This window comes from Yersinia hibernica (assembly GCF_004124235.1).
In the GTDB taxonomy this organism is placed as follows: domain Bacteria; phylum Pseudomonadota; class Gammaproteobacteria; order Enterobacterales; family Enterobacteriaceae; genus Yersinia; species Yersinia hibernica.
Genome location: NZ_CP032487.1, coordinates 4,193,047 through 4,211,804, shown reverse-complemented (window position 1 = coordinate 4,211,804; position 18,758 = coordinate 4,193,047). Strand labels below are relative to the sequence as shown.

Sequence of the window (18,758 nt, the reverse complement as noted above, 5' to 3'; positions counted from 1 at the left end):
AGAGGTAAGTATAGAAGTGTAAATGTGCTGACTACAGCCGTGTGCAGCATGCTGTAGTCAGCTTGGTATTAATCTGTTTAGTCCCGGGTCTGATGTTCCGGGCGCAGTAAGCCGGATGCCCCTTCGGAGTAATCACGAGGTGGCATTTTGACCGGTGCCTGATCATTATCAGCTTCCGATTCGCTCAGACGGTAGCGGAACGGATTATCCTGCAACGGCAAGTCCGGTAACAAGTTATTGGAGCTTTTCGCCATATGCTGATAAAGCTGGCGATAGTCGCGAGCCATGTTATCCAGCAATTCGGCACTGCGGGCAAAATGCCCAACCAGTTCCTGGCGATATTCTTCCAGATCTGTTTTGCTCTTCTCCAGCTCATTTTGCAGCACTTGCTGCTGACGCAATTTGCGGTTGCCAAAGCGCATAGCCACCGCGCCAATCACAATACCAACAACCAACCCAATAAGCGCATACTCCCAGGTCATGATGACTCCTTTTTGACTTCATTGTTCAGCGGGGCTTTTTCACTTAATAATACCCACTATAACCGTTAACCTTGTCTGAGTGGAATCCTGATGCAACTTTGCCTATGGTTATCAGGATTTTTTCGCAGCGGCAGAGTCGGTAAATGCTGCGATTGCCCGATAAATCAGCAAGAAAGTGCGGCAAAAAGTAGCTAACTATTTTATCAGGGATTATTGATAAACATGCAATCAAGTTCACCTAGAGTACTTTACCAGCAGGCACTAGATGCCGGCGACTATCAACCTGATGCTGTACAGCAGCGCACCGTTGCAAGGCTGGATGCCATTTATCAGGAACTGAATCAGCGCCAGAGTTCCCCTGCGGGCAGCGCCAGTATTCGAGGGCGTTTGGGGCGTTTATTGGGCCGAACTGCCCCTCGCACCCCCATTCGCCCGGTTCAGGGCCTGTATATGTGGGGCGGCGTGGGGCGGGGTAAAACCTGGCTGATGGACATGTTTTTCCACAGTTTGCCGGGTGAACGTAAGCTCCGCCTGCATTTCCACCGTTTTATGTTACGGGTACATCAGGAGCTAACCGCGTTGCAAGGCCATGAAAATCCATTAGAAATCATTGCTGATGGCTTCAAGGCTCAGACTGATGTGCTGTGTTTTGATGAATTCTTTGTGTCGGATATTACTGATGCCATGTTGTTGGCGACCTTACTGGAAGCTCTGTTTGCTCGCGGCATCACGTTGGTTGCGACGTCCAATATTCCTCCGGACGATTTGTATCGTAATGGGTTACAGCGCGCTCGCTTCTTACCGGCCATTGCACTCATTAAGCAATATTGTGACGTGATGAATGTTGATGCGGGTATTGACTATCGTCTGCGCACGTTGACTCAAGCAAATCTCTATCTGACCCCACTCAGCGCGCAAACTGACCAGGCAATGGCAGATATTTTCATTAAGCTGGCGGGCAAAGAAGGAGAAAAGGCACCGGTGCTGGAAGTCAATCACCGGCCTTTGCCGGCCATTTGCTCAGCACAGGGTGTTCTAGCCGTTGATTTCCATAACTTATGTGAAGAGGCCCGCAGCCAACTTGATTACATCGCGCTATCTAAGCTTTATCACACCGTATTGCTGCACAATGTCCACCGGATGGCGACGCAAGATGAAAATACGGCCCGGCGTTTTTTGGCATTAGTCGATGAGTTTTATGAGCGGCGAGTGAAATTGATTATTGCCGCAGAAGCATCAATGTTTGAGATTTATTGCGGTGAGCGTCTTAAATTTGAATATCAGCGCTGTTTATCGCGATTACAAGAGATGCAGAGTGAAGAATATCTCTCTTTACCGCATTTGCCGTAAGAATATCTGCGCTGCTGTTATTCACTTTTTACCGGCTAAAATGCTACTCTGTGGTGGGCGATTGTTCTTCGCCCTAACTTAACATGTTTAATTTATACCTTTCTTGCCAAAAACAGTTCGATCTTTCACGCCGACTTCTCTATAATCTTGCGACCCCACGTTACAACAAAGTTTTTTTCCCAGAACTTTGTATAGTGCCAGCATTGGCTATTCGAAGGGGTAGGTTTGCTGGACTGATGGTCGTGTGAGCCTCAACTGTTTTTGAACGTTTGGGTGTTCACCAACGTGTAACTTATTAATTGGGTAAGCTTTTATAATGAAAACTTTCACAGCTAAACCAGAAACTGTAAAACGCGACTGGTATGTTGTTGACGCGAATGGTAAGACCTTGGGTCGCCTCGCTACTGAACTGGCTAGTCGCCTACGCGGCAAGCATAAAGCGGAATACACCCCGCACGTTGATACTGGTGATTACATCATCGTTCTGAACGCAGAAAAAGTTGCTGTAACCGGTAACAAGCGTACAGACAAGGTTTATTACCGTCACACCGGTCACATCGGTGGTATCAAACAAGCGACCTTTGAAGAGATGATTGCCCGCAGTCCTGAGCGTGTGATTGAAATCGCGGTTAAAGGCATGCTGCCGAAGGGTCCGCTGGGCCGTGCAATGTATCGTAAACTTAAAGTTTATGCAGGTACTGAGCACAATCATGCGGCACAGCAACCGCAAGTTCTGGACATTTAATCGGGATTATGGCAATGGCTGAAAATCAATACTACGGCACTGGTCGCCGCAAAAGTTCTGCTGCACGCGTTTTTCTTAAGCCGGGCAGTGGTAAAATCGTTATTAACCAACGTAGCCTTGAAGTTTACTTCGGTCGTGAAACTGCCCGCATGGTAGTGAATCAACCGCTGGAACTGGTAGACATGGTTACCAAGTTTGACATGTACATCACTGTTAAAGGTGGTGGTATTTCAGGTCAGGCTGGCGCTATCCGTCACGGTATCACCCGTGCACTGATGGAATATGACGAGTCTCTACGTGGTGAACTGCGTAAAGCTGGCTTCGTAACGCGTGATGCGCGTGAAGTTGAGCGTAAGAAAGTGGGTCTGCGTAAAGCACGTCGTCGTCCACAGTTCTCCAAACGTTAATTTTTTGCCTTTATGGCAGCAAGTTAATGGTAAAAACCCGGTGTCTCACCGGGTTTTTTTATTTGTATGAATCGTTAGAAATACTCTCCCGTCATTTTATTCATTATATTTTTGCCGCTAAACCGTTGTCTGATAGACAATTATTGATGAAATCGCAGCGCCACCCCCACAAAACACACAAAATCTGGTAAACTATCACCCACTTTTGTGCCTGTTCGGCGAACTGTTGGCGTCCGTGTCTTTCCCTGGCTGAATTATTATTTCGACCAAGGATTATTTACGGCAGCAACAACCTGGATTGCGAACCGGCGGTAAAACGACTCAGGATAGCAACGTCACCGTGGGCTATTCGCATTGTTTTCTAGATAATCTTGGAGGTTTTCATGGCTGTCGCTGCCAACAAACGTTCGGTAATGACGCTGTTTTCCGGCCCGACCGACATTTTTAGCCATCAAGTACGCATCGTACTGGCGGAGAAAGGTGTCAGTGTTGAGATTGAGCAGGTTGAAGCTGATAATCTGCCGCAGGACTTGATTGACCTCAACCCTTACCGTACCGTTCCTACTTTGGTTGATCGCGAGCTAACGCTGTATGAATCCCGCATCATCATGGAATACTTGGATGAGCGTTTTCCTCATCCACCATTGATGCCGGTATACCCTGTTGCACGTGGTAGCAGCCGTTTGATGATGCACCGCATTGAGCATGACTGGTATTCCCTGCTGCACAAAATCGAACAAGGCAATGCCCAAGAAGCGGAAGCAGCACGTAAACAATTGCGTGAAGAACTGCTCTCCATCGCTCCGGTGTTTAATGAAGCGCCTTACTTTATGAGTGAAGAGTTCAGCCTGGTCGATTGCTATCTGGCCCCGCTGTTGTGGCGCTTGCCAGTATTAGGCATTGAATTCACTGGCGCGGGTTCTAAAGAGCTGAAAGGCTATATGACACGTGTGTTTGAGCGTGATGCATTCCTGGCTTCTCTGACTGAAGCTGAACGTGAAATGCGCCTGCAAACCCGGGGTTAATTTTTATGGCGACGTCTGATATGTCTCCGCGCCGTCCTTACCTGTTGCGCGCATTTTATGAGTGGCTGATTGATAATCAACTGACTCCACATCTGGTCGTAGATGTTACCCGGCCGGGTGTTTCGGTGCCAATGGAGTTTGCCCGTGATGGGCAAATTGTCTTGAATGTGGCACCGCGCGCGGTGGGTAATCTGGAACTCGGCAATGATGGCGTCAGCTTCAATGCCCGTTTCGGTGGTGTTCCCCGTCAAGTGACTGTCCCCATGGGGGCGGTGATGGCTATCTATGCGCGTGAAAACGGTTCAGGCACCCTGTTTGAACCTGAAGAAGCTTACGATGCAGATGCTGATGGTCATTTTGTTGGTATGGAAGAAGACAGCGAGACTACGTCGACTGAAAGCCTAACATTAGTTACGGATGACACTCAGGCCCCAGAAGGTGAGGGGCATTCACCTGATGATGAGCCGCCACCGCCACGTGGTGGCCGCCCAGCATTACGGGTCGTTAAGTAATAGCCGGTGTTTTTCGGCGAAAATGATAATACGTCAAGGGCGGCATTGGCCGCCCTTATCATTGCTATCTAATCCGCTATCAAGATAACTTTTTCAATTCGGCCAGGCAGCTATCACGCTGGCTCATCATGTCGCTATTTCTGATAGTTGACAGCGTATGAGTAGCACGCTGCTGAAAACTGGCTTTGGCAGCACTGTCTTTAGCATCGGCTGGTGCGGTACAAATCTCTGATAATGAAAGATTTTTGCTGTCACTTACTGCTTTTAGGACGGCAGCTGGGTTATAAATAAGTGCCGAAGAGAGCGCAGATTTTATCCCGGCAGTGAAACTCGCATTTCCGCCATCGGCCAATTTAGGGGCCATGGCAATCCAGTTGTCATCACCGAGCTTAATATTATTCTCAACCGCAGGCAGTTGCCCCGCTTTTGCCAATTCAGCCACCACCGCACGAGCGCCACGGGCTTCAATATTATAGCCAACTTCTTGATAATTAAGCGACATTGCAAATGCGCTGCCACTAAGAGCCAGCAAGCCGCCAGCCATGAAAAGTAAGTGAGATTTCATAACAGATAATCCTTTCTTTAAAACAAGGCGTAACAAAACAATAACTACCGGAAAAATAGCGGTGTGAGGCCAGGAAGTCTTAGCCTAACAGCATAATTCAATATGAACTCGGCCTTTACTATAGCGCTTCATGATTAAAATGCTGCAAATAAGGCAAATTGAGATTGTTACAAAATCTTGAGAGAGTAGGGATATGCAGTGGAAAATAGTAATAAAAAGGGCTGGATAACCAGCCCTCGACTTATTTGGATATAGCTGAATATTGACTATCAGACTTCTAGATAATTCATGATGCCTTCTGCGGCTTTGCGGCCCTCAGCAATGGCTGTGACCACTAAATCAGAGCCACGAACGATATCGCCGCCGGCAAAGATTTTTGGGTTACTGGTCTGGAAAGCATTGTCCGTGCGCTCTGGTGCCACGACTCGGCCTTGTTTATCCAATGTAACGTCATGAGCCGCTAGCCATTCCATGCTATGTGGGCGGAAGCCAAATGCCATGACCACAGCATCTGCTGGCAGGACATGTTCTGAGCCTGGGATCTGCTCAGCCATGCTGCGGCCTTGTGCATCAGGTGCGCCCAATTGGGTGCGCACCATCTTCACGCCACAGACTTTGCCATTACTGTTCACCTCAATGCTCAAAGGCTGCAGGTTAAATTTAAATTCCACCCCTTCTTCACGGGCATTTTTCACTTCCCGCTTGGAGCCTGGCATATTGCTCTCATCGCGGCGATAGGCACAAACTACGTCTGTTGCTCCTTGGCGGATGGAGGTGCGCACGCAGTCCATGGCGGTATCACCGCCACCCAGTACCACCACGCGCTTACCTTGCATGTTGATATAAGGCTCGTGAGCTGCCGCTTCATAGCCCATCAACTGTTTGGTATTGGCAATCAGGAATGGCAGCGCATCATACACACCAGAGGCATCTTCGTTTTCCAAGCCACCGCGCATTGACTGGTAGGTCCCGACCCCGAGGAACACCGCGTCATACTCGGTAAGCAGCGCATCTAGGGTGATGTCTTTGCCAATTTCAGTGTTCAGTTGGAATTCAATCCCCATCTCGGAGAAGATTTTACGGCGCTTAATCATCACTTCTTTTTCCAGCTTAAAGGCCGGAATACCAAAGGTCAGTAGCCCCCCAATTTCTGGGTGACGGTCAAATACCACCGCTTGAACACCGTTACGCGCTAACACATCAGCACAGGCCAGCCCCGCAGGGCCAGCCCCGATAACCGCGACACGTTTACCGGTGGGGTGGACATGGGACATATCCGGTTTCCAGCCCATCTCAATGGCTTTATCACTGATATAGCGCTCGATGTTGCCGATGGTAACCGCACCGAATTCGTCATTCAGAGTACAAGAACCTTCGCACAAACGATCTTGTGGGCATACACGGCCGCAGACTTCCGGCAAGCTGTTGGTCTGGTGGGCCAGATCCGCCGCTTCCATAATCCGCCCTTCATTAGCCAGTTTCAGCCAGTTGGGGATGTAGTTATGCACCGGGCATTTCCATTCACAATAGGGGTTACCGCAAGACAAACAGCGGTCTGCCTGGGCTTTCGCCTGTGTTTCCGAGAATGGCTCGTAAATCTCAACAAATTCAATTTTACGGATCTTCAGCGGCTTTTTCGGCGGATCTACGCGCTGTAGGTCGATAAACTGATAAACATTCTGACTCATTTCAACCCCTTACTGCGCTTGAACCCGCAGCTCAGCTGCGGAACGGCTACGGTGGCCCAACAGTGCTTTCACATCGCTGGATTTCGGTTTAACCAAAGCAAACTTGGTCACCCACTCTGGCCAGTTAGCCAGAATTTCTTCGCCACGGCTAGAACCTGTCAACTGAACATGTTCAGTGATCAGGCCGCGCAGATGCTCTTCATGGATGGCCAGTTGGTCGACATCCAAGACTTCTACCAGCTCAGGGTTAACACGTTTACGGAATTCGCCATCTTCATCAAGGACGTAAGCGAAGCCCCCGGTCATACCGGCACCAAAGTTAATCCCGGTGCGGCCCAGTACGCAAACAATCCCGCCAGTCATATATTCACAGCCGTTATCGCCGATACCTTCAACTACGGTGATAGCGCCGGAATTTCGCACGGCGAAACGCTCACCGGCACGGCCAGCGGCGAACAATTTGCCGCCAGTGGCACCATACAGGCAAGTGTTGCCGACAATGCTGGCTTCGTGGCTGCGGAAGTTCGACCCCACCGGAGGGCGTACCGCGATGCGGCCACCGGCCATACCTTTGCCGACGTAATCATTGGCATCGCCCGTCAAGGTCAACTCAACGCCACCGGCATTCCACACCCCGAAGCTCTGACCGGCAGTCCCGGAGAAATAAGCTTTGATAGGGTCCGTTGCCAGGCCTTGGTCACCATGTTTAGTGGCAATCGCGCCAGACAGTGCCGCCCCCACGGAACGGTCAGTGTTGCGGATATCGAAGTAAAACGTCTTGCTGTGTTTGGCTTCAATATGTGGCTCAGCTTGCGCCAATAACTCTTTGTTCAATAAGCCTTTATCGAATGGCGGATTACTTTCGGTGCAATACAGCGCTTTGCCCGGATGTGGCGTGGCTGTTTTCAACATTGGCGACAAGTCCAGCTTATTCTGTTTGGCAGAGATGCCATCGAGCTCCAGCAGCATGTCGGTACGGCCAATTAAATCAACCAGTTGGCTAACACCTAACTCAGCCATGATTTCACGGGTTTCACGGGCGATGAACTGGAAGTAGTTCACCACGCGCTCAGGTAGGCCGTGATAATGGTCGCGCCGCAGTTTTTCATCTTGAGTTGCTACACCGGTTGCGCAGTTATTCAGGTGGCAAATACGCAGATATTTACAACCGAGCGCCACCATGGGGCCAGTACCAAAACCGAAGCTTTCTGCCCCTAAAATCGCGGCTTTAACAATATCGACCCCGGTTTTCAGGCCGCCATCTACTTGCAGGCGGATTTTATGGCGCAGGCCATTGGCAACCAACGCCTGTTGCGTTTCAACCAGCCCCAACTCCCACGGACAACCGGCATATTTCACGGAAGAAAGTGGGCTGGCACCGGTGCCACCGTCGTAGCCGGCAATGGTAATCAAGTCGGCATAAGCTTTCGCCACACCGGTGGCGATGGTGCCGACCCCCGGCTCAGACACCAGTTTCACCGAAATCATGGCTTTCGGGTTGACCTGCTTTAAGTCGAAAATGAGCTGCGCCAAGTCTTCGATTGAGTAAATATCATGGTGCGGTGGCGGAGAAATCAAGGTCACACCCGGCACGGAATAGCGCAATTTAGCAATATACGGCGTGACTTTATCACCCGGTAATTGGCCACCTTCGCCCGGTTTTGCACCTTGCGCCACTTTGATTTGAATGACATCGGCGTTCACCAGATAGGCGGGCGTGACACCAAATCGACCGGAAGCCACCTGCTTGATACGGGAAACCTTATGGGTGCCGTAACGCGCGGGATCTTCACCGCCCTCACCGGAGTTTGAGAACCCGCCGAGGCTGTTCATGGCGATAGCCAGAGATTCATGCGCTTCCGGGCTCAATGCGCCGATAGACATTGCCGCAGTATCAAAGCGTTTAAACAGTGATTCCGCCGGTTCAACTTGGTCAACCGGGATCGGGGTACCTTGCGGTTTGATAGCCAGCAAGTCACGCAGAGTGGCAACCGGGCGCTCATTCACCAGTTTGGCGTAAACCTGATAATCACTGTATTCACCGCTGTGGACTGCGGTTTGTAAGCTGCTGACCACATCCGGGTTATATGCATGATATTCGCCGTTATGGACAAATTTCAGTAATCCGCCCTGATCCAGTGGCTTACGTTTCAGCCAGGCGCGTTTGGACAGATTCTGTAAATCCTGTTGGAAATCACTGAAACTGGCCCCGCCGATGCGGCTGACTACACCCTGGAAACACAGATTGGATAGGTCGCGGTGCAAGCCAACAGCTTCAAACAGCTTGGCACAGCGGTATGAAGCGACCGTCGAGATGCCCATTTTGGACATGATCTTATACAGCCCTTTATTGATACCATTGCGATAGTTAAGCATCACATCGCGATACTTTTTATCAATCGCTTGGGCATCAACCAATTTAGCCAATGATTCATAAGCTAAATAAGGGTAAATCGCGGTGGCACCAAAGCCGAGCAACACGGCGAAGTGGTGCGGGTCACGGGCGCTGGCGGTTTCAACAATAATGTTGGCGTCGCAGCGCAGGTTTTTCTCTACCAAGCGCGTCTGAACGGCACCGACGGCCATTGGTGCGGGAACCGGCAGGCGGTTAGGGGCGATAGCACGGTCTGACAGCACCAACATCACGGCCCCATCACGCACTTTGCGCTCCGCTTCTTCGCACAATGCCAATACCGCTTGTTCTAAATCAGTCTCCGCGGGATCAAAGGTCAGATCCAACCGGTCGGCGCGGTAATGTTCGCCCTCCAGCGTGGTCAACTGTTGGAAGTCAGAGAACAGCAAAATTGGCGATTTAAAGCTCAGGCGGTGTGCTTGACCCTCAGCTTCGCAGAATACGTTCATTTCGCGGCCAATACTGGTGGCCAGTGACATAACGTGCGCTTCACGCAGCGGATCGATTGGCGGGTTGGTGACCTGCGCAAACTGTTGGCGGAAATAGTCGTAAATAATACGCGGGCCGCTGGAAAGCACGGCAAACGGGGTGTCATCGCCCATTGAACCTGTGGCTTCTTGACCAATTTCACCCAATACGCGGATGACTTGATCCAGCTCTTCACTGCTGTAACCAAACTGTTTCTGATAGGTTTCCAACTGAGAATCATCTAGCTGGCGGCTACCAACCTCTTCTTCTGGCAAATCTTCAAATGGCACCAGGCGCTTAACGTTTTTTTCCATCCACTCTTTGTAAGGGTGGCGGCTTTTCAAATCGTTATCGGTTTCGGCGGAGTGCAGGATTTTGCCGCTGCGGGTATCAATCACCATCAGCTCGCCCGGCCCGACCCGGCCTTTTTCGACCACTTCATCAGGCTGGTAGTCCCATATACCGACTTCTGAGGCGCAGGTGATCAGTTTATCTTTGGTGATGACATAGCGCGCCGGGCGCAGGCCATTACGGTCAAGGTTACAAGCTGCATAGCGGCCATCTGACATCACTATCCCGGCCGGGCCATCCCATGGCTCCATATGCATGGAGTTGAAATCAAAGAACGCGCGCAGGTCGGTATCCATATCCGGGTTGTTCTGCCAGGCCGGTGGCACTAACAGACGCATAGCACGAATCAAGTCCATCCCGCCGCTGAGGAACAGTTCCAGCATGTTATCCAGTGAACTGGAGTCAGAACCGGTCTCATTGACGAAAGGGGCTGCATCCTGCAAATCAGGGATTAATGGCGTTTTGAATTTGTAAGCCCGCGCCCGTGCCCATTGGCGGTTACCGGCGATAGTGTTGATTTCACCATTGTGTGCCAAATAGCGGAACGGCTGGGCCAGCGGCCAGCGCGGCACGGTGTTGGTTGAGAAGCGCTGGTGGAACAGGCAGATGGCCGACTCCATGCGCAGGTCGGCCAAATCCAGATAAAAACGGGGCAGATCCGCAGGCATACATAAGCCTTTGTAGATCGTGACCAAGTTAGAGAAACTACAAACGTAGAAATCTTTGTCGTTTGCAATGCGTTTCTCAATACGGCGGCGCGCGACAAACAGGCGGCGCTCCATATCACGTGGACGCCAGCCCGCAGGGGCGTTCACAAAAATTTGTTCAATCCGAGGCAGGGAGGAGAGGGCGATTTCACCGAGAACATCAGGGTTGGTCGGCACTTCACGCCAGCCGATAATCGACAGCGTTTCGTTTTGCAATTCTTCTTCTACAATGCGGCGGCTTGCCTTGGCGAGTTCTTCATCCTGACTGAGAAACATCATGCCGACGGCATAGTTTTTGGCCAAACGCCATCCGCGTTCTTCAGCGACCATCCGGAAAAAGCGATCCGGTTTTTGTAACAATAGGCCACAGCCATCGCCGGTCTTGCCATCAGCAAGGATCGCGCCACGGTGTTGCATGCGGGCCAGTGCGTGTATTGCGGTACGCACGACCTTATGGCTAGGTTCGCCTTCTATGTGGGCGATTAGGCCGAAACCACAGTTGTCCCTCTCAAGGGATTTATCGTACAACATATCAGTGAACCTCCCCAGGCTCTGCGAGACTCTCACAAACCGACTCCAGAAGGCCTATTTACCTCAGGCGGGGTTCGCTGACAGGCGCGTATTTCGCGACAAATCTGCTTTTCCGCCCTCCGGAAATGGCCTCTTGTGACGGTTCTCACAAGTGGTATAAGACTTGTTTTAAGAGGGAGTCTTAAATTACTGCATAATTATGACTAGACGTTTGCCCGTCTAGAAAGCTTCCAGCGGACTTCCAACTTAGCGAGAAAGAATACTCAGGTCAAATATAGGCTTAAGATATATCTTTAAGGTAATAATGGGGGTTATCATGATGAAAAATATAGATTTATCGACACTTTTACCCTGCTGAATGCTTCATGGGGTAGATGCCAAAGTGTGAGCTGTCTCACTATAGTGCAATCGACAAATCTCTGCACCATGCTAGTGCTTATGGGGATTGTGGAGTTATATGCTGCATTCATTATATTTTATGGTGTTTAGCACTATTTTTCACTGAATTGTCATGAGGGCGCTCAGAACTGGGTGAGAATAAGAAAATTTAATCATCGGTCAAGTGATTTTATTTGCATTTATAATGAATGATTATGCGAGGTTGCACCCATGGGCATGGGAGTTGATCTCTGTCATCGCGAATCGTATCGCTAGCGGGTAGCCTTAAGCTCTTTTTTGACAGGCAGTAGCAAGATTATGCAGTTGCAGAAATTAGTCAATATGTTTGGTGCGGATTTACAGCGCCGCTATGGCGAAAAAATTCATAAACTCACGCTACACGGCGGGTTTAGCTGCCCTAATCGCGATGGAACTCTGGGGCGCGGCGGTTGCACATTTTGCAATGTGGCCTCATTTGCTGATGAACAAATGCAGCAACAGGGTATTGCGCAGCAGCTGGCAGAACAGGCAAACAAAGTTAATCGGGCAAAACGCTACCTAGCTTACTTTCAGGCCTATACCAGTACTTATGCAGAGGTCAATGCGCTGGCGGCGATGTATCAGCAAGCTTTGGCCGAGGCCGACATTGTCGGTTTATGTGTTGGAACCCGGCCCGATTGTGTGCCGGATGCCGTGCTGGATTTACTGAGTGGTTATCATCAGCAAGGCTATGAAGTCTGGCTAGAGCTGGGGTTACAGACGGCAAATGATAAAACGCTTAAACGTATTAATCGCGGCCATGATTTTGCTTGCTACCAACAAACGGCTCGCCGCGCCCGTGCCAGAGGGTTAAAAGTATGCTGTCATTTGATTGTTGGGCTGCCTGGAGAGGGCCAAGTGCAGGCCATGGAAACACTGGATAAAGTGGTCGCAACGGGGGTCGATGGGCTAAAACTGCATCCGTTGCATATTGTAGATGGCAGCACGATGGCCAAAGCATGGCGAGCTGGGCGTTTGCCAGAGCTGACGTTGGATGAATATGTGCTCACCGCGGGTGAAATGATCCGCCATACCCCCGCCGAGATTGTCTACCACCGGATTTCTGCCAGTGCCCGCAGGCCGACGCTGCTTGCGCCATTGTGGTGCGCGAATCGTTGGGTTGGTATGAATGAGTTAAATAATTATTTGCTCGAGCATGGAGTGCAGGGGGCGGCCATTGGCGATGGCTATCGTTATGCTTAAAAGAAGGAAGGCGAGCTAACAGCGAGTTGCATGTCTCGGGGCTGCGGCTGTGGCCCACGACACACTTCCCCGTGGTCGGGTGGCATTATCTGCCGCTTGCTTATTATTAGTCTGTAGAAAATATTATTTCTCCCATCCCTCTGCGTGATTTGCAATCTTTTCCACACTTCTGAGGAAGCCATCTTATCTCTTGGCGGTTTTGCGGTATGATTTATCAGATAAACACAGACAGAGGTTGCTATGAAGCAAATCAGGGTATTAGCCCAGTACTATGTTGATTTAATGGTTAAGTTAGGGCTAGTTCGCTTCTCAGTGCTCTTGGCATCTGTGTTGGTGCTGTTGGCCATGGTGGTTCAGATGGCGGTAACATTTGCCTTGAGGGGCTCGGTTGAAACCCTTGATTTCGTGCGTTCTATTTTCTTTGGTTTGTTAATTACCCCGTGGGCGGTGTATTTCCTATCGGTCGTGGTTGAGCAACTGGAAGAGTCGCGCCAGCGCTTGTCGCGTTTGGTCGATAAGCTTGAAGTGATGCGCCATCGCGATTTGGAGCTAAATAAGCAACTGACTGAAAATATTGCCCAACTTAATCAGGAAATTGTTGAACGTGAGAAGGCAGAGAAGGCCCATCTGCAAGTGGTCGACAAGCTAAAAGAAGAGATGGGCCACCGTGAACAGGCGCAGGTGGAACTGGGCCAGCAGTCGGCTTTATTACGCTCTTTTTTAGATGCTTCACCGGATCTGGTTTATTACCGTAACGAAGCTAATGAGTTTTCTGGCTGCAATAGAGCGATGGAGTTGCTCACCGGTAAAAGTGAGAAACAATTGGTTGGGCTGACGCCAAAAGATGTCTATGCCCCAGATATTGCTGAAAAAGTGATGGAGACGGATGAGAAAGTCTTCCGCCACAATGTTTCCTTGACTTATGAACAGTGGCTGGTTTATCCCGATGGTCGGAAAGCCTGTTTTGAATTACGCAAAGTGCCGTTTTATGACCGCGTGGGTAAACGACACGGGCTGATGGGGTTTGGTCGCGATATAACTGAACGTAAACGCTACCAGGACGCGCTGGAGAATGCCAGTAGGGATAAGACCACTTTCATCTCAACCATCAGCCACGAGCTGCGTACGCCACTTAATGGCATTGTTGGCCTGAGCCGCATCTTGTTAGATACCGAATTAGACAGTGAACAGCTGAAATATCTGAAAACCATTCATGTTAGTGCCATAACCCTCGGTAATATCTTCAACGATATCATTGAGATGGATAAGCTGGAGCGGCGTAAAGTTCAGTTGGATAATCAACCAATTGATTTCACTGGGTTTATGGCGGATCTAGAAAATCTTTCTGGCCTATTAGTGCAGCCGAAAGGGCTAAAGTTCATCATGGAGCCGCAATTACCACTGCCGGAGAAAGTTATTACCGACGGAACGCGCTTGCGCCAGATTTTGTGGAATTTGATAGGCAACGCGGTGAAATTTACACAGCAGGGCAAAATTGTGGTGCGCGTCCGGCGTGAAGGCTCCGACCGCTTGATCTTTGAAGTGGAAGATTCCGGTATGGGAATTCCTGAAGATGAACAAGATAAGATTTTTGCTATGTATTATCAGGTGAAAGACAGCAATGGCGGCCGCCCGGCGACAGGAACCGGGATTGGGCTGGCGGTGTCTAAACGGTTGGCGCAAAGCATGGGCGGTGATATCACGGTGAAAAGCATCCAGGGCGCTGGGTCATGCTTTACTTTGACCATCAAAGCGCCGGCGGTGCAAGCCGCGTCCAGCGCGCCATCAGGCGAAGATATCCCGCTTCCGGCTCTGCATGTATTGCTGGTGGAAGATATTGAGCTGAATGTCATTGTCGCGCGCTCGGTGTTGGAGAAATTGGGCAATAGTGTTGAGGTGGCGATGAACGGCCGCGATGCCTTGGCGATGTTCAAACCTGATGATTTTGATTTGGTGCTGCTGGATATTCAGCTGCCGGATATGAGTGGCTTGGATATCGCGCGCCAAATTAGGGCTGATTATGGGCAGCAATCCTTGCCGCCTTTGGTGGCCTTGACTGCCAACGTACTGAAAGATAAGAAAGAATATCTGGATGCTGGGATGGATGATGTGCTGAGTAAGCCGTTATCGGTTCCGGCGCTCACGGCCATGATTAAGCAATTCTGGGATCATAAGCCTTCGTCTGCCGCTAAAAAACAGGAACATAAAGTGATGCAAACCCATGAATCGTTACTTGATACTGCCATGCTGGAACAATACATCGATTTGGTTGGCCCACAATTGATTCATCAAAGCTTGGAAATGTTTGAACAAATGATGCCGGGTTATTTGGCGGTATTGGATTCCAATATGACCGCACGTGATCAGCAGGGCATTACGGAAGAGGCGCACAAGATTAAAGGGGCCGCAGGCTCGGTCGGCTTGCGCCATATCCAGCAACTGGCACAACAGATTCAAACTCCGACACTACCAGCATGGTGGGATAACGTGCAAGATTGGGTCGATGAATTAAAATCAGAATGGCGTCATGATGTTCAGGTGTTACGTGAGTGGGCAGCAGAAGCTGAAAAAAAATAACCCCGACCGAGGCCGGGGTGCGCGAATACTGCGCCAACACCAGGGAAATCGTTAACCTGCATATTATTTCGATTTCGAATGGATTCGCAGGTTGTAAGGATTCTTCCATACATCATACAAGCAACAACATAGCAAATGTAAGCGCTCTTGTTACAAGATTCATTAAAATTTGTGATAGAGATTCGTCTTTGTCACTAGAACGGGTTAAGCAATTGACAGAGTGAGAAAAGGAGAGGTGCGATGAAAACAGTCGGGGTAGTGCTGAGCGGATGTGGTGTTTTAGATGGCTCAGAGATACATGAGTCTGTCTTAACTATATTAGCATTGGATCGTGCTGGAGCTCGCGTTTTATTCTTCGCCCCCGATAAACCGCAACTCCATGTTATTAATCATCTTACTGGTGAAGAGCCCGCCGAGCAGCGGAATGTTTTAGTGGAATCTGCGCGTATTGCCCGCAGTCTGATAAAGCCGCTTTCTGTCGCCAATTCAGAGGCCTTGGATGCCCTTATTGTTCCTGGTGGTTTTGGCGCCGCGAAGAATCTCAGTGATTTCGCGATTAAGGGTTCTGAATGTGCTGTAGATCCGGATTTATATAAGCTTACCCAATCAATGCATAAGGCCGGTAAACCAATTGGGTTTATGTGTATTTCGCCGGTGATGCTACCAAAATTGTTGGGGAAACCTGTGCGCCTGACCATTGGTAATGATCCCGATACTATTGATGCTATTGAGGTTATGGGGGGCGAGCATGTTATTTGCCCTGCTGATGATGTCGTGGTTGATATTGAAAATAAAGTGGTCACCACACCGGCCTATATGTTGGCAGCATCCATTTCTGAAGCCGCAAAAGGTATTGATAAGTTGGTCACTAAGGTGTTGGATTTAACCGAATGATCGCAGCCCGGCGTGGAATAAATTGGCTTTGGTATTGGGGAAAACGGGGCATTATCGGTATTGTTGCGCTGTGGTTGGCCGGCATTTTGATTTTTGCTTTCCTGCCAGTGCCATTCTCCATGGTGATGATTGAGAGGCAGTTGGGGGCTTGGCTGAGTGGTGATTTTTCCTATGTTGCGCATTCTGATTGGGTGCCCATGGATGAAATTTCACCTTATATGGCGCTGGCGGTCATGGCTGCTGAAGATCAAAAATTCCCCGAGCATTGGGGGTTTGATGTCGGAGCCATTGAGTTGGCGCTGGCCCACAATCAGCGCAATCAAAATCGTCTCCGCGGTGCTTCGACCCTATCGCAACAAACAGCCAAAAATCTGTTCCTGTGGGATGGGCGCAGTTGGCTGCGTAAAGGGCTGGAAGTCGGATTGACTGCCGGTATTGAGTTGGTGTGGACTAAGCGGCGTATCCTGACGGTTTATCTGAATATCGCGGAGTTTGGCGACGGTATTTTTGGCGTGGAAGCCGCGGCTCGCCACTTTTTCAATAAACCGGCCAGTAAACTGAGCGCAGCGGAAGCCGCATTATTGGCCGCGGTATTGCCTAATCCGCTGCGTTTTAAGGTTAATGCGCCATCAGGTTATGTTATTTCCCGCCAGCAGTGGATTTTGCGCCAAATGCGGCAGTTAGGGGGGAAAGAGTTCATTCAACAGAATTCTCTCGATTAAAAAAGGGCTTAGATTGCTCTAAGCCCTTAATAAATATAATGCTATTTACCTAAACTGGCCGATTTTTCAATCAGGTTATTTCACGATAGTAAATGCGGTCGTGACATGCTTAACGCCACTGACCTGACTGGCTATCTGAGCGGCCGATTGCCCTTCTTGCTGAGTCACCAGGCCCAACAGGAAAACTTCGCTATTCTCAGTGGTCACTTTCACATTGGAAGATTTAACCGAGTCTGCGGTCAGCAACTGTGACCGGACTTTGGTGGTAATCCAGGTGTCCATTGATGCGGTGGCCAGATCGACCGGTTTACCCAGACGCATCTCGTTATACACTTCTGTGGCACCATCAACACCGGCAGCAATTTGTTTGGCGCGGTTAGACAGTTCAGCAGTTGGCGATTGCCCAGTCAGCAAAACTTTCCCTTGATAAGCGGTCACCACAAAACGTGTTTGGCTCTTTATCTGCTGATCTTTGCTTAGCGCGTTGACGACTCTGGCCTCCAGTGTGCCATCGTCTACCTGAGTGCCGACAGAACGGGGGTCTGTGGCCGATTTGGTTGCAACGGCGGCACTGCCAACTACGACAGCACCAACACAACCTTGTAATAGTAGGGCGCTGAATAGCATGGCAAAAATATAACCAACCTTCATTCGTGCTCCTTTAATCGTCCTGATGAGGAAATAGAGTGTTATCAATTAAATCACATAAGCAATTCACGGTGAGCATGTGTAATTCTTGAACCCGAGCGCTCCGGTGCGAAGGTATGCGGATTTCAACATCCTGCTGACCTAACAAGCCAGCCAACTCGCCACCATCATAGCCAGTAAGCGCGACGATGGTCATATCACGGGTGACTGCTGCTTCAACCGCCTTCACAATATCACGGCTATTACCACGAGTCGAAATAGCGAGCAAAACATCACCAGCATGTCCGAGCGCGCGCACCTGTTTGGCATAGACTTCATCATGCAAACGGTCATTGGTAATCGCGGTGAGAACAACATTATCAGCATTCAAAGCAATAGCTGGCAGGCTTGGCCGTTCTGTTTCAAAACGGTTTATCATGCTGGCCGCAAAGTGTTGCGCATTAGCCGCAGAAGTCCCATTACCGCAGCAGAGAATTTTATTGCCATTGAGCAGTGACTGAACCAATGTCATTGCTGCACGGGAGATGGCATCAGGCAGTGCCTCAGCCGCGGCAATCTGGGTTTGAATACTTTCTGTAAAGCAACCTTTGATTCTATCCAGCACGTTGATTTAACCCACTTAATAATATAATAGCCAACATAAACCGGAGAAAAATTATCAATCCGTATTGAAGGCGTTTGGCAGCCATTCTAACTGACTGCCGGTGATGGCAAAAACATCAAAACGGCACGGCGTTGTGGCAAAACTGGCATTCCGCTGTGCCAGCCAAAGGGCGGCGGCTCGGAGTAGCCGTTGTTGCTTGCTGTAAGTGACACTGGCCGCAGCACCGCCAAATAGGGCATTGCGCCGAAAGCGAACCTCAACAAATACCCAAGTGGCCCCATCGCGCATGATAAGGTCAATTTCACCGCTTTGATAGGTGACATTTGCCGCCTCAAACACTAAACCAGCCCGCTCAAGATAGACGCGAGCTTGGTTTTCATAGTGTGTGCCCGTCATCCGTTGACTCATATTCCCTTCATCCTTGAAGTTATGGGGTTGTCACCCGAATC

16 protein-coding genes are annotated in these 18,758 nt (G+C 49.9%); 9 read left to right on the top strand and 7 right to left on the bottom strand.

Going from position 1 to position 18,758, the window contains the following annotated elements:
- Positions 1–77: 77 nt before the first annotated feature.
- Complete coding sequence (gene zapG / locus D5F51_RS19755) at positions 78–482, bottom strand: Z-ring associated protein ZapG (protein WP_025376886.1); 405 nt, start codon at positions 480–482, stop codon at positions 78–80.
- A gap of 222 nt (positions 483–704) precedes the next feature.
- Here zapG and zapE point away from each other — a divergent pair, with 222 nt between their 5' ends.
- From zapE to sspB, 5 genes are all read left to right on the top strand, one after another.
- Positions 705–1,832 carry a cell division protein ZapE gene (zapE, locus tag D5F51_RS19750; protein ID WP_129198641.1) on the top strand — a complete coding sequence of 376 codons (1,128 nt, stop codon included), beginning with the start codon at positions 705–707 and terminating at the stop codon, positions 1,830–1,832.
- Between the two features lie 316 nt (positions 1,833–2,148).
- Entirely contained in the window at positions 2,149–2,577 is a 429-nt protein-coding gene (gene rplM / locus D5F51_RS19745) for a 50S ribosomal protein L13 (RefSeq protein WP_025376888.1), read from the top strand.
- 14 nt (positions 2,578–2,591) lie between these two features.
- Positions 2,592–2,984, top strand: a complete 393-nt coding sequence (rpsI, locus tag D5F51_RS19740; RefSeq protein ID WP_005162424.1) for a 30S ribosomal protein S9 — start codon at positions 2,592–2,594, stop codon at positions 2,982–2,984.
- Positions 2,985–3,367: 383 nt separating this feature from the next.
- Entirely contained in the window at positions 3,368–4,009 is a 642-nt protein-coding gene (gene sspA / locus D5F51_RS19735) for a stringent starvation protein SspA (RefSeq protein WP_025376889.1), read from the top strand.
- Positions 4,010–4,014: 5 nt separating this feature from the next.
- Positions 4,015–4,521, top strand: a complete 507-nt coding sequence (sspB, locus tag D5F51_RS19730; RefSeq protein ID WP_025376890.1) for a ClpXP protease specificity-enhancing factor — start codon at positions 4,015–4,017, stop codon at positions 4,519–4,521.
- A gap of 79 nt (positions 4,522–4,600) precedes the next feature.
- Here the strand turns inward: sspB and D5F51_RS19725 are convergent, their stop codons facing one another.
- The 3 genes from D5F51_RS19725 to gltB all read right to left on the bottom strand — a co-directional run bounded on the left by D5F51_RS19725 (position 4,601) and on the right by gltB (position 11,244).
- Positions 4,601–5,086 carry a hypothetical protein gene (locus tag D5F51_RS19725; RefSeq protein ID WP_129198639.1) on the bottom strand — a complete coding sequence of 162 codons (486 nt, stop codon included), beginning with the start codon at positions 5,084–5,086 and terminating at the stop codon, positions 4,601–4,603.
- Positions 5,087–5,355: 269 nt separating this feature from the next.
- Positions 5,356–6,774 (bottom strand): glutamate synthase small subunit, encoded by a 1,419-nt coding sequence (locus D5F51_RS19720; RefSeq protein WP_025376892.1) that lies wholly within the window; start codon positions 6,772–6,774, stop codon positions 5,356–5,358.
- Positions 6,775–6,783: 9 nt separating this feature from the next.
- A complete protein-coding gene (gltB, locus tag D5F51_RS19715; protein ID WP_025376893.1) occupies positions 6,784–11,244 on the bottom strand; it encodes a glutamate synthase large subunit in 4,461 nt (1,486 codons plus the stop codon).
- Positions 11,245–11,940: 696 nt separating this feature from the next.
- Between gltB and mnmL the strand changes: the two genes are divergently transcribed.
- From mnmL to mtgA, 4 genes are all read left to right on the top strand, one after another.
- Positions 11,941–12,864, top strand: coding sequence for a tRNA modification radical SAM protein MnmL/YtqA (gene mnmL / locus D5F51_RS19710; protein WP_129198637.1), 924 nt, complete (start codon positions 11,941–11,943; stop codon positions 12,862–12,864).
- Between the two features lie 240 nt (positions 12,865–13,104).
- Entirely contained in the window at positions 13,105–15,441 is a 2,337-nt protein-coding gene (arcB, locus tag D5F51_RS19705; RefSeq protein ID WP_129198635.1) for an aerobic respiration two-component sensor histidine kinase ArcB, read from the top strand.
- Between the two features lie 240 nt (positions 15,442–15,681).
- Positions 15,682–16,335 carry an isoprenoid biosynthesis glyoxalase ElbB gene (gene elbB / locus D5F51_RS19695; protein ID WP_025376896.1) on the top strand — a complete coding sequence of 218 codons (654 nt, stop codon included), beginning with the start codon at positions 15,682–15,684 and terminating at the stop codon, positions 16,333–16,335.
- A complete protein-coding gene (mtgA, locus tag D5F51_RS19690; RefSeq protein ID WP_025376897.1) occupies positions 16,332–17,057 on the top strand; it encodes a monofunctional biosynthetic peptidoglycan transglycosylase in 726 nt (241 codons plus the stop codon). Before elbB ends, mtgA begins: the two co-directional genes overlap by 4 nt.
- A gap of 75 nt (positions 17,058–17,132) precedes the next feature.
- Here the strand turns inward: mtgA and dolP are convergent, their stop codons facing one another.
- Genes dolP through D5F51_RS19675 form a run of 3 tightly spaced genes read right to left on the bottom strand, consistent with a single transcriptional unit; the run spans position 17,133 to position 18,717 of the window.
- Entirely contained in the window at positions 17,133–17,708 is a 576-nt protein-coding gene (gene dolP / locus D5F51_RS19685; RefSeq protein ID WP_025376898.1) for a division/outer membrane stress-associated lipid-binding lipoprotein, read from the bottom strand.
- Between the two features lie 10 nt (positions 17,709–17,718).
- Positions 17,719–18,309, bottom strand: a complete 591-nt coding sequence (gene diaA / locus D5F51_RS19680; RefSeq protein ID WP_004391999.1) for a DnaA initiator-associating protein DiaA — start codon at positions 18,307–18,309, stop codon at positions 17,719–17,721.
- Between the two features lie 54 nt (positions 18,310–18,363).
- Positions 18,364–18,717: a YraN family protein gene (locus D5F51_RS19675; protein ID WP_025376899.1), complete on the bottom strand. Its 354-nt coding sequence runs from the start codon at positions 18,715–18,717 to the stop codon at positions 18,364–18,366.
- Positions 18,718–18,758: the final 41 nt, after the last annotated feature.

Excerpts from the sequence above, each read along its gene's own strand:
- rplM (WP_025376888.1), top strand. The coding sequence starts at position 2,149 with ATGAAAACTTTCACAGCTAAACCAGAAACTGTAAAACGCGACTGGTAT.
- D5F51_RS19675 (WP_025376899.1), bottom strand. The coding sequence starts at position 18,717 with ATGAGTCAACGGATGACGGGCACACACTATGAAAACCAAGCTCGCGTC.
- dolP (WP_025376898.1), bottom strand. The coding sequence starts at position 17,708 with ATGAAGGTTGGTTATATTTTTGCCATGCTATTCAGCGCCCTACTATTA.
- zapE (WP_129198641.1), top strand. The coding sequence starts at position 705 with ATGCAATCAAGTTCACCTAGAGTACTTTACCAGCAGGCACTAGATGCC.
- gltB (WP_025376893.1), bottom strand. The coding sequence starts at position 11,244 with ATGTTGTACGATAAATCCCTTGAGAGGGACAACTGTGGTTTCGGCCTA.
- arcB (WP_129198635.1), top strand. The coding sequence starts at position 13,105 with ATGAAGCAAATCAGGGTATTAGCCCAGTACTATGTTGATTTAATGGTT.
- D5F51_RS19720 (WP_025376892.1), bottom strand. The coding sequence starts at position 6,774 with ATGAGTCAGAATGTTTATCAGTTTATCGACCTACAGCGCGTAGATCCG.
- rpsI (WP_005162424.1), top strand. The coding sequence starts at position 2,592 with ATGGCTGAAAATCAATACTACGGCACTGGTCGCCGCAAAAGTTCTGCT.
- elbB (WP_025376896.1), top strand. The coding sequence starts at position 15,682 with ATGAAAACAGTCGGGGTAGTGCTGAGCGGATGTGGTGTTTTAGATGGC.
- D5F51_RS19725 (WP_129198639.1), bottom strand. The coding sequence starts at position 5,086 with ATGAAATCTCACTTACTTTTCATGGCTGGCGGCTTGCTGGCTCTTAGT.
- mnmL (WP_129198637.1), top strand. The coding sequence starts at position 11,941 with ATGCAGTTGCAGAAATTAGTCAATATGTTTGGTGCGGATTTACAGCGC.
- sspB (WP_025376890.1), top strand. The coding sequence starts at position 4,015 with ATGGCGACGTCTGATATGTCTCCGCGCCGTCCTTACCTGTTGCGCGCA.
- mtgA (WP_025376897.1), top strand. The coding sequence starts at position 16,332 with ATGATCGCAGCCCGGCGTGGAATAAATTGGCTTTGGTATTGGGGAAAA.
- zapG (WP_025376886.1), bottom strand. The coding sequence starts at position 482 with ATGACCTGGGAGTATGCGCTTATTGGGTTGGTTGTTGGTATTGTGATT.
- sspA (WP_025376889.1), top strand. The coding sequence starts at position 3,368 with ATGGCTGTCGCTGCCAACAAACGTTCGGTAATGACGCTGTTTTCCGGC.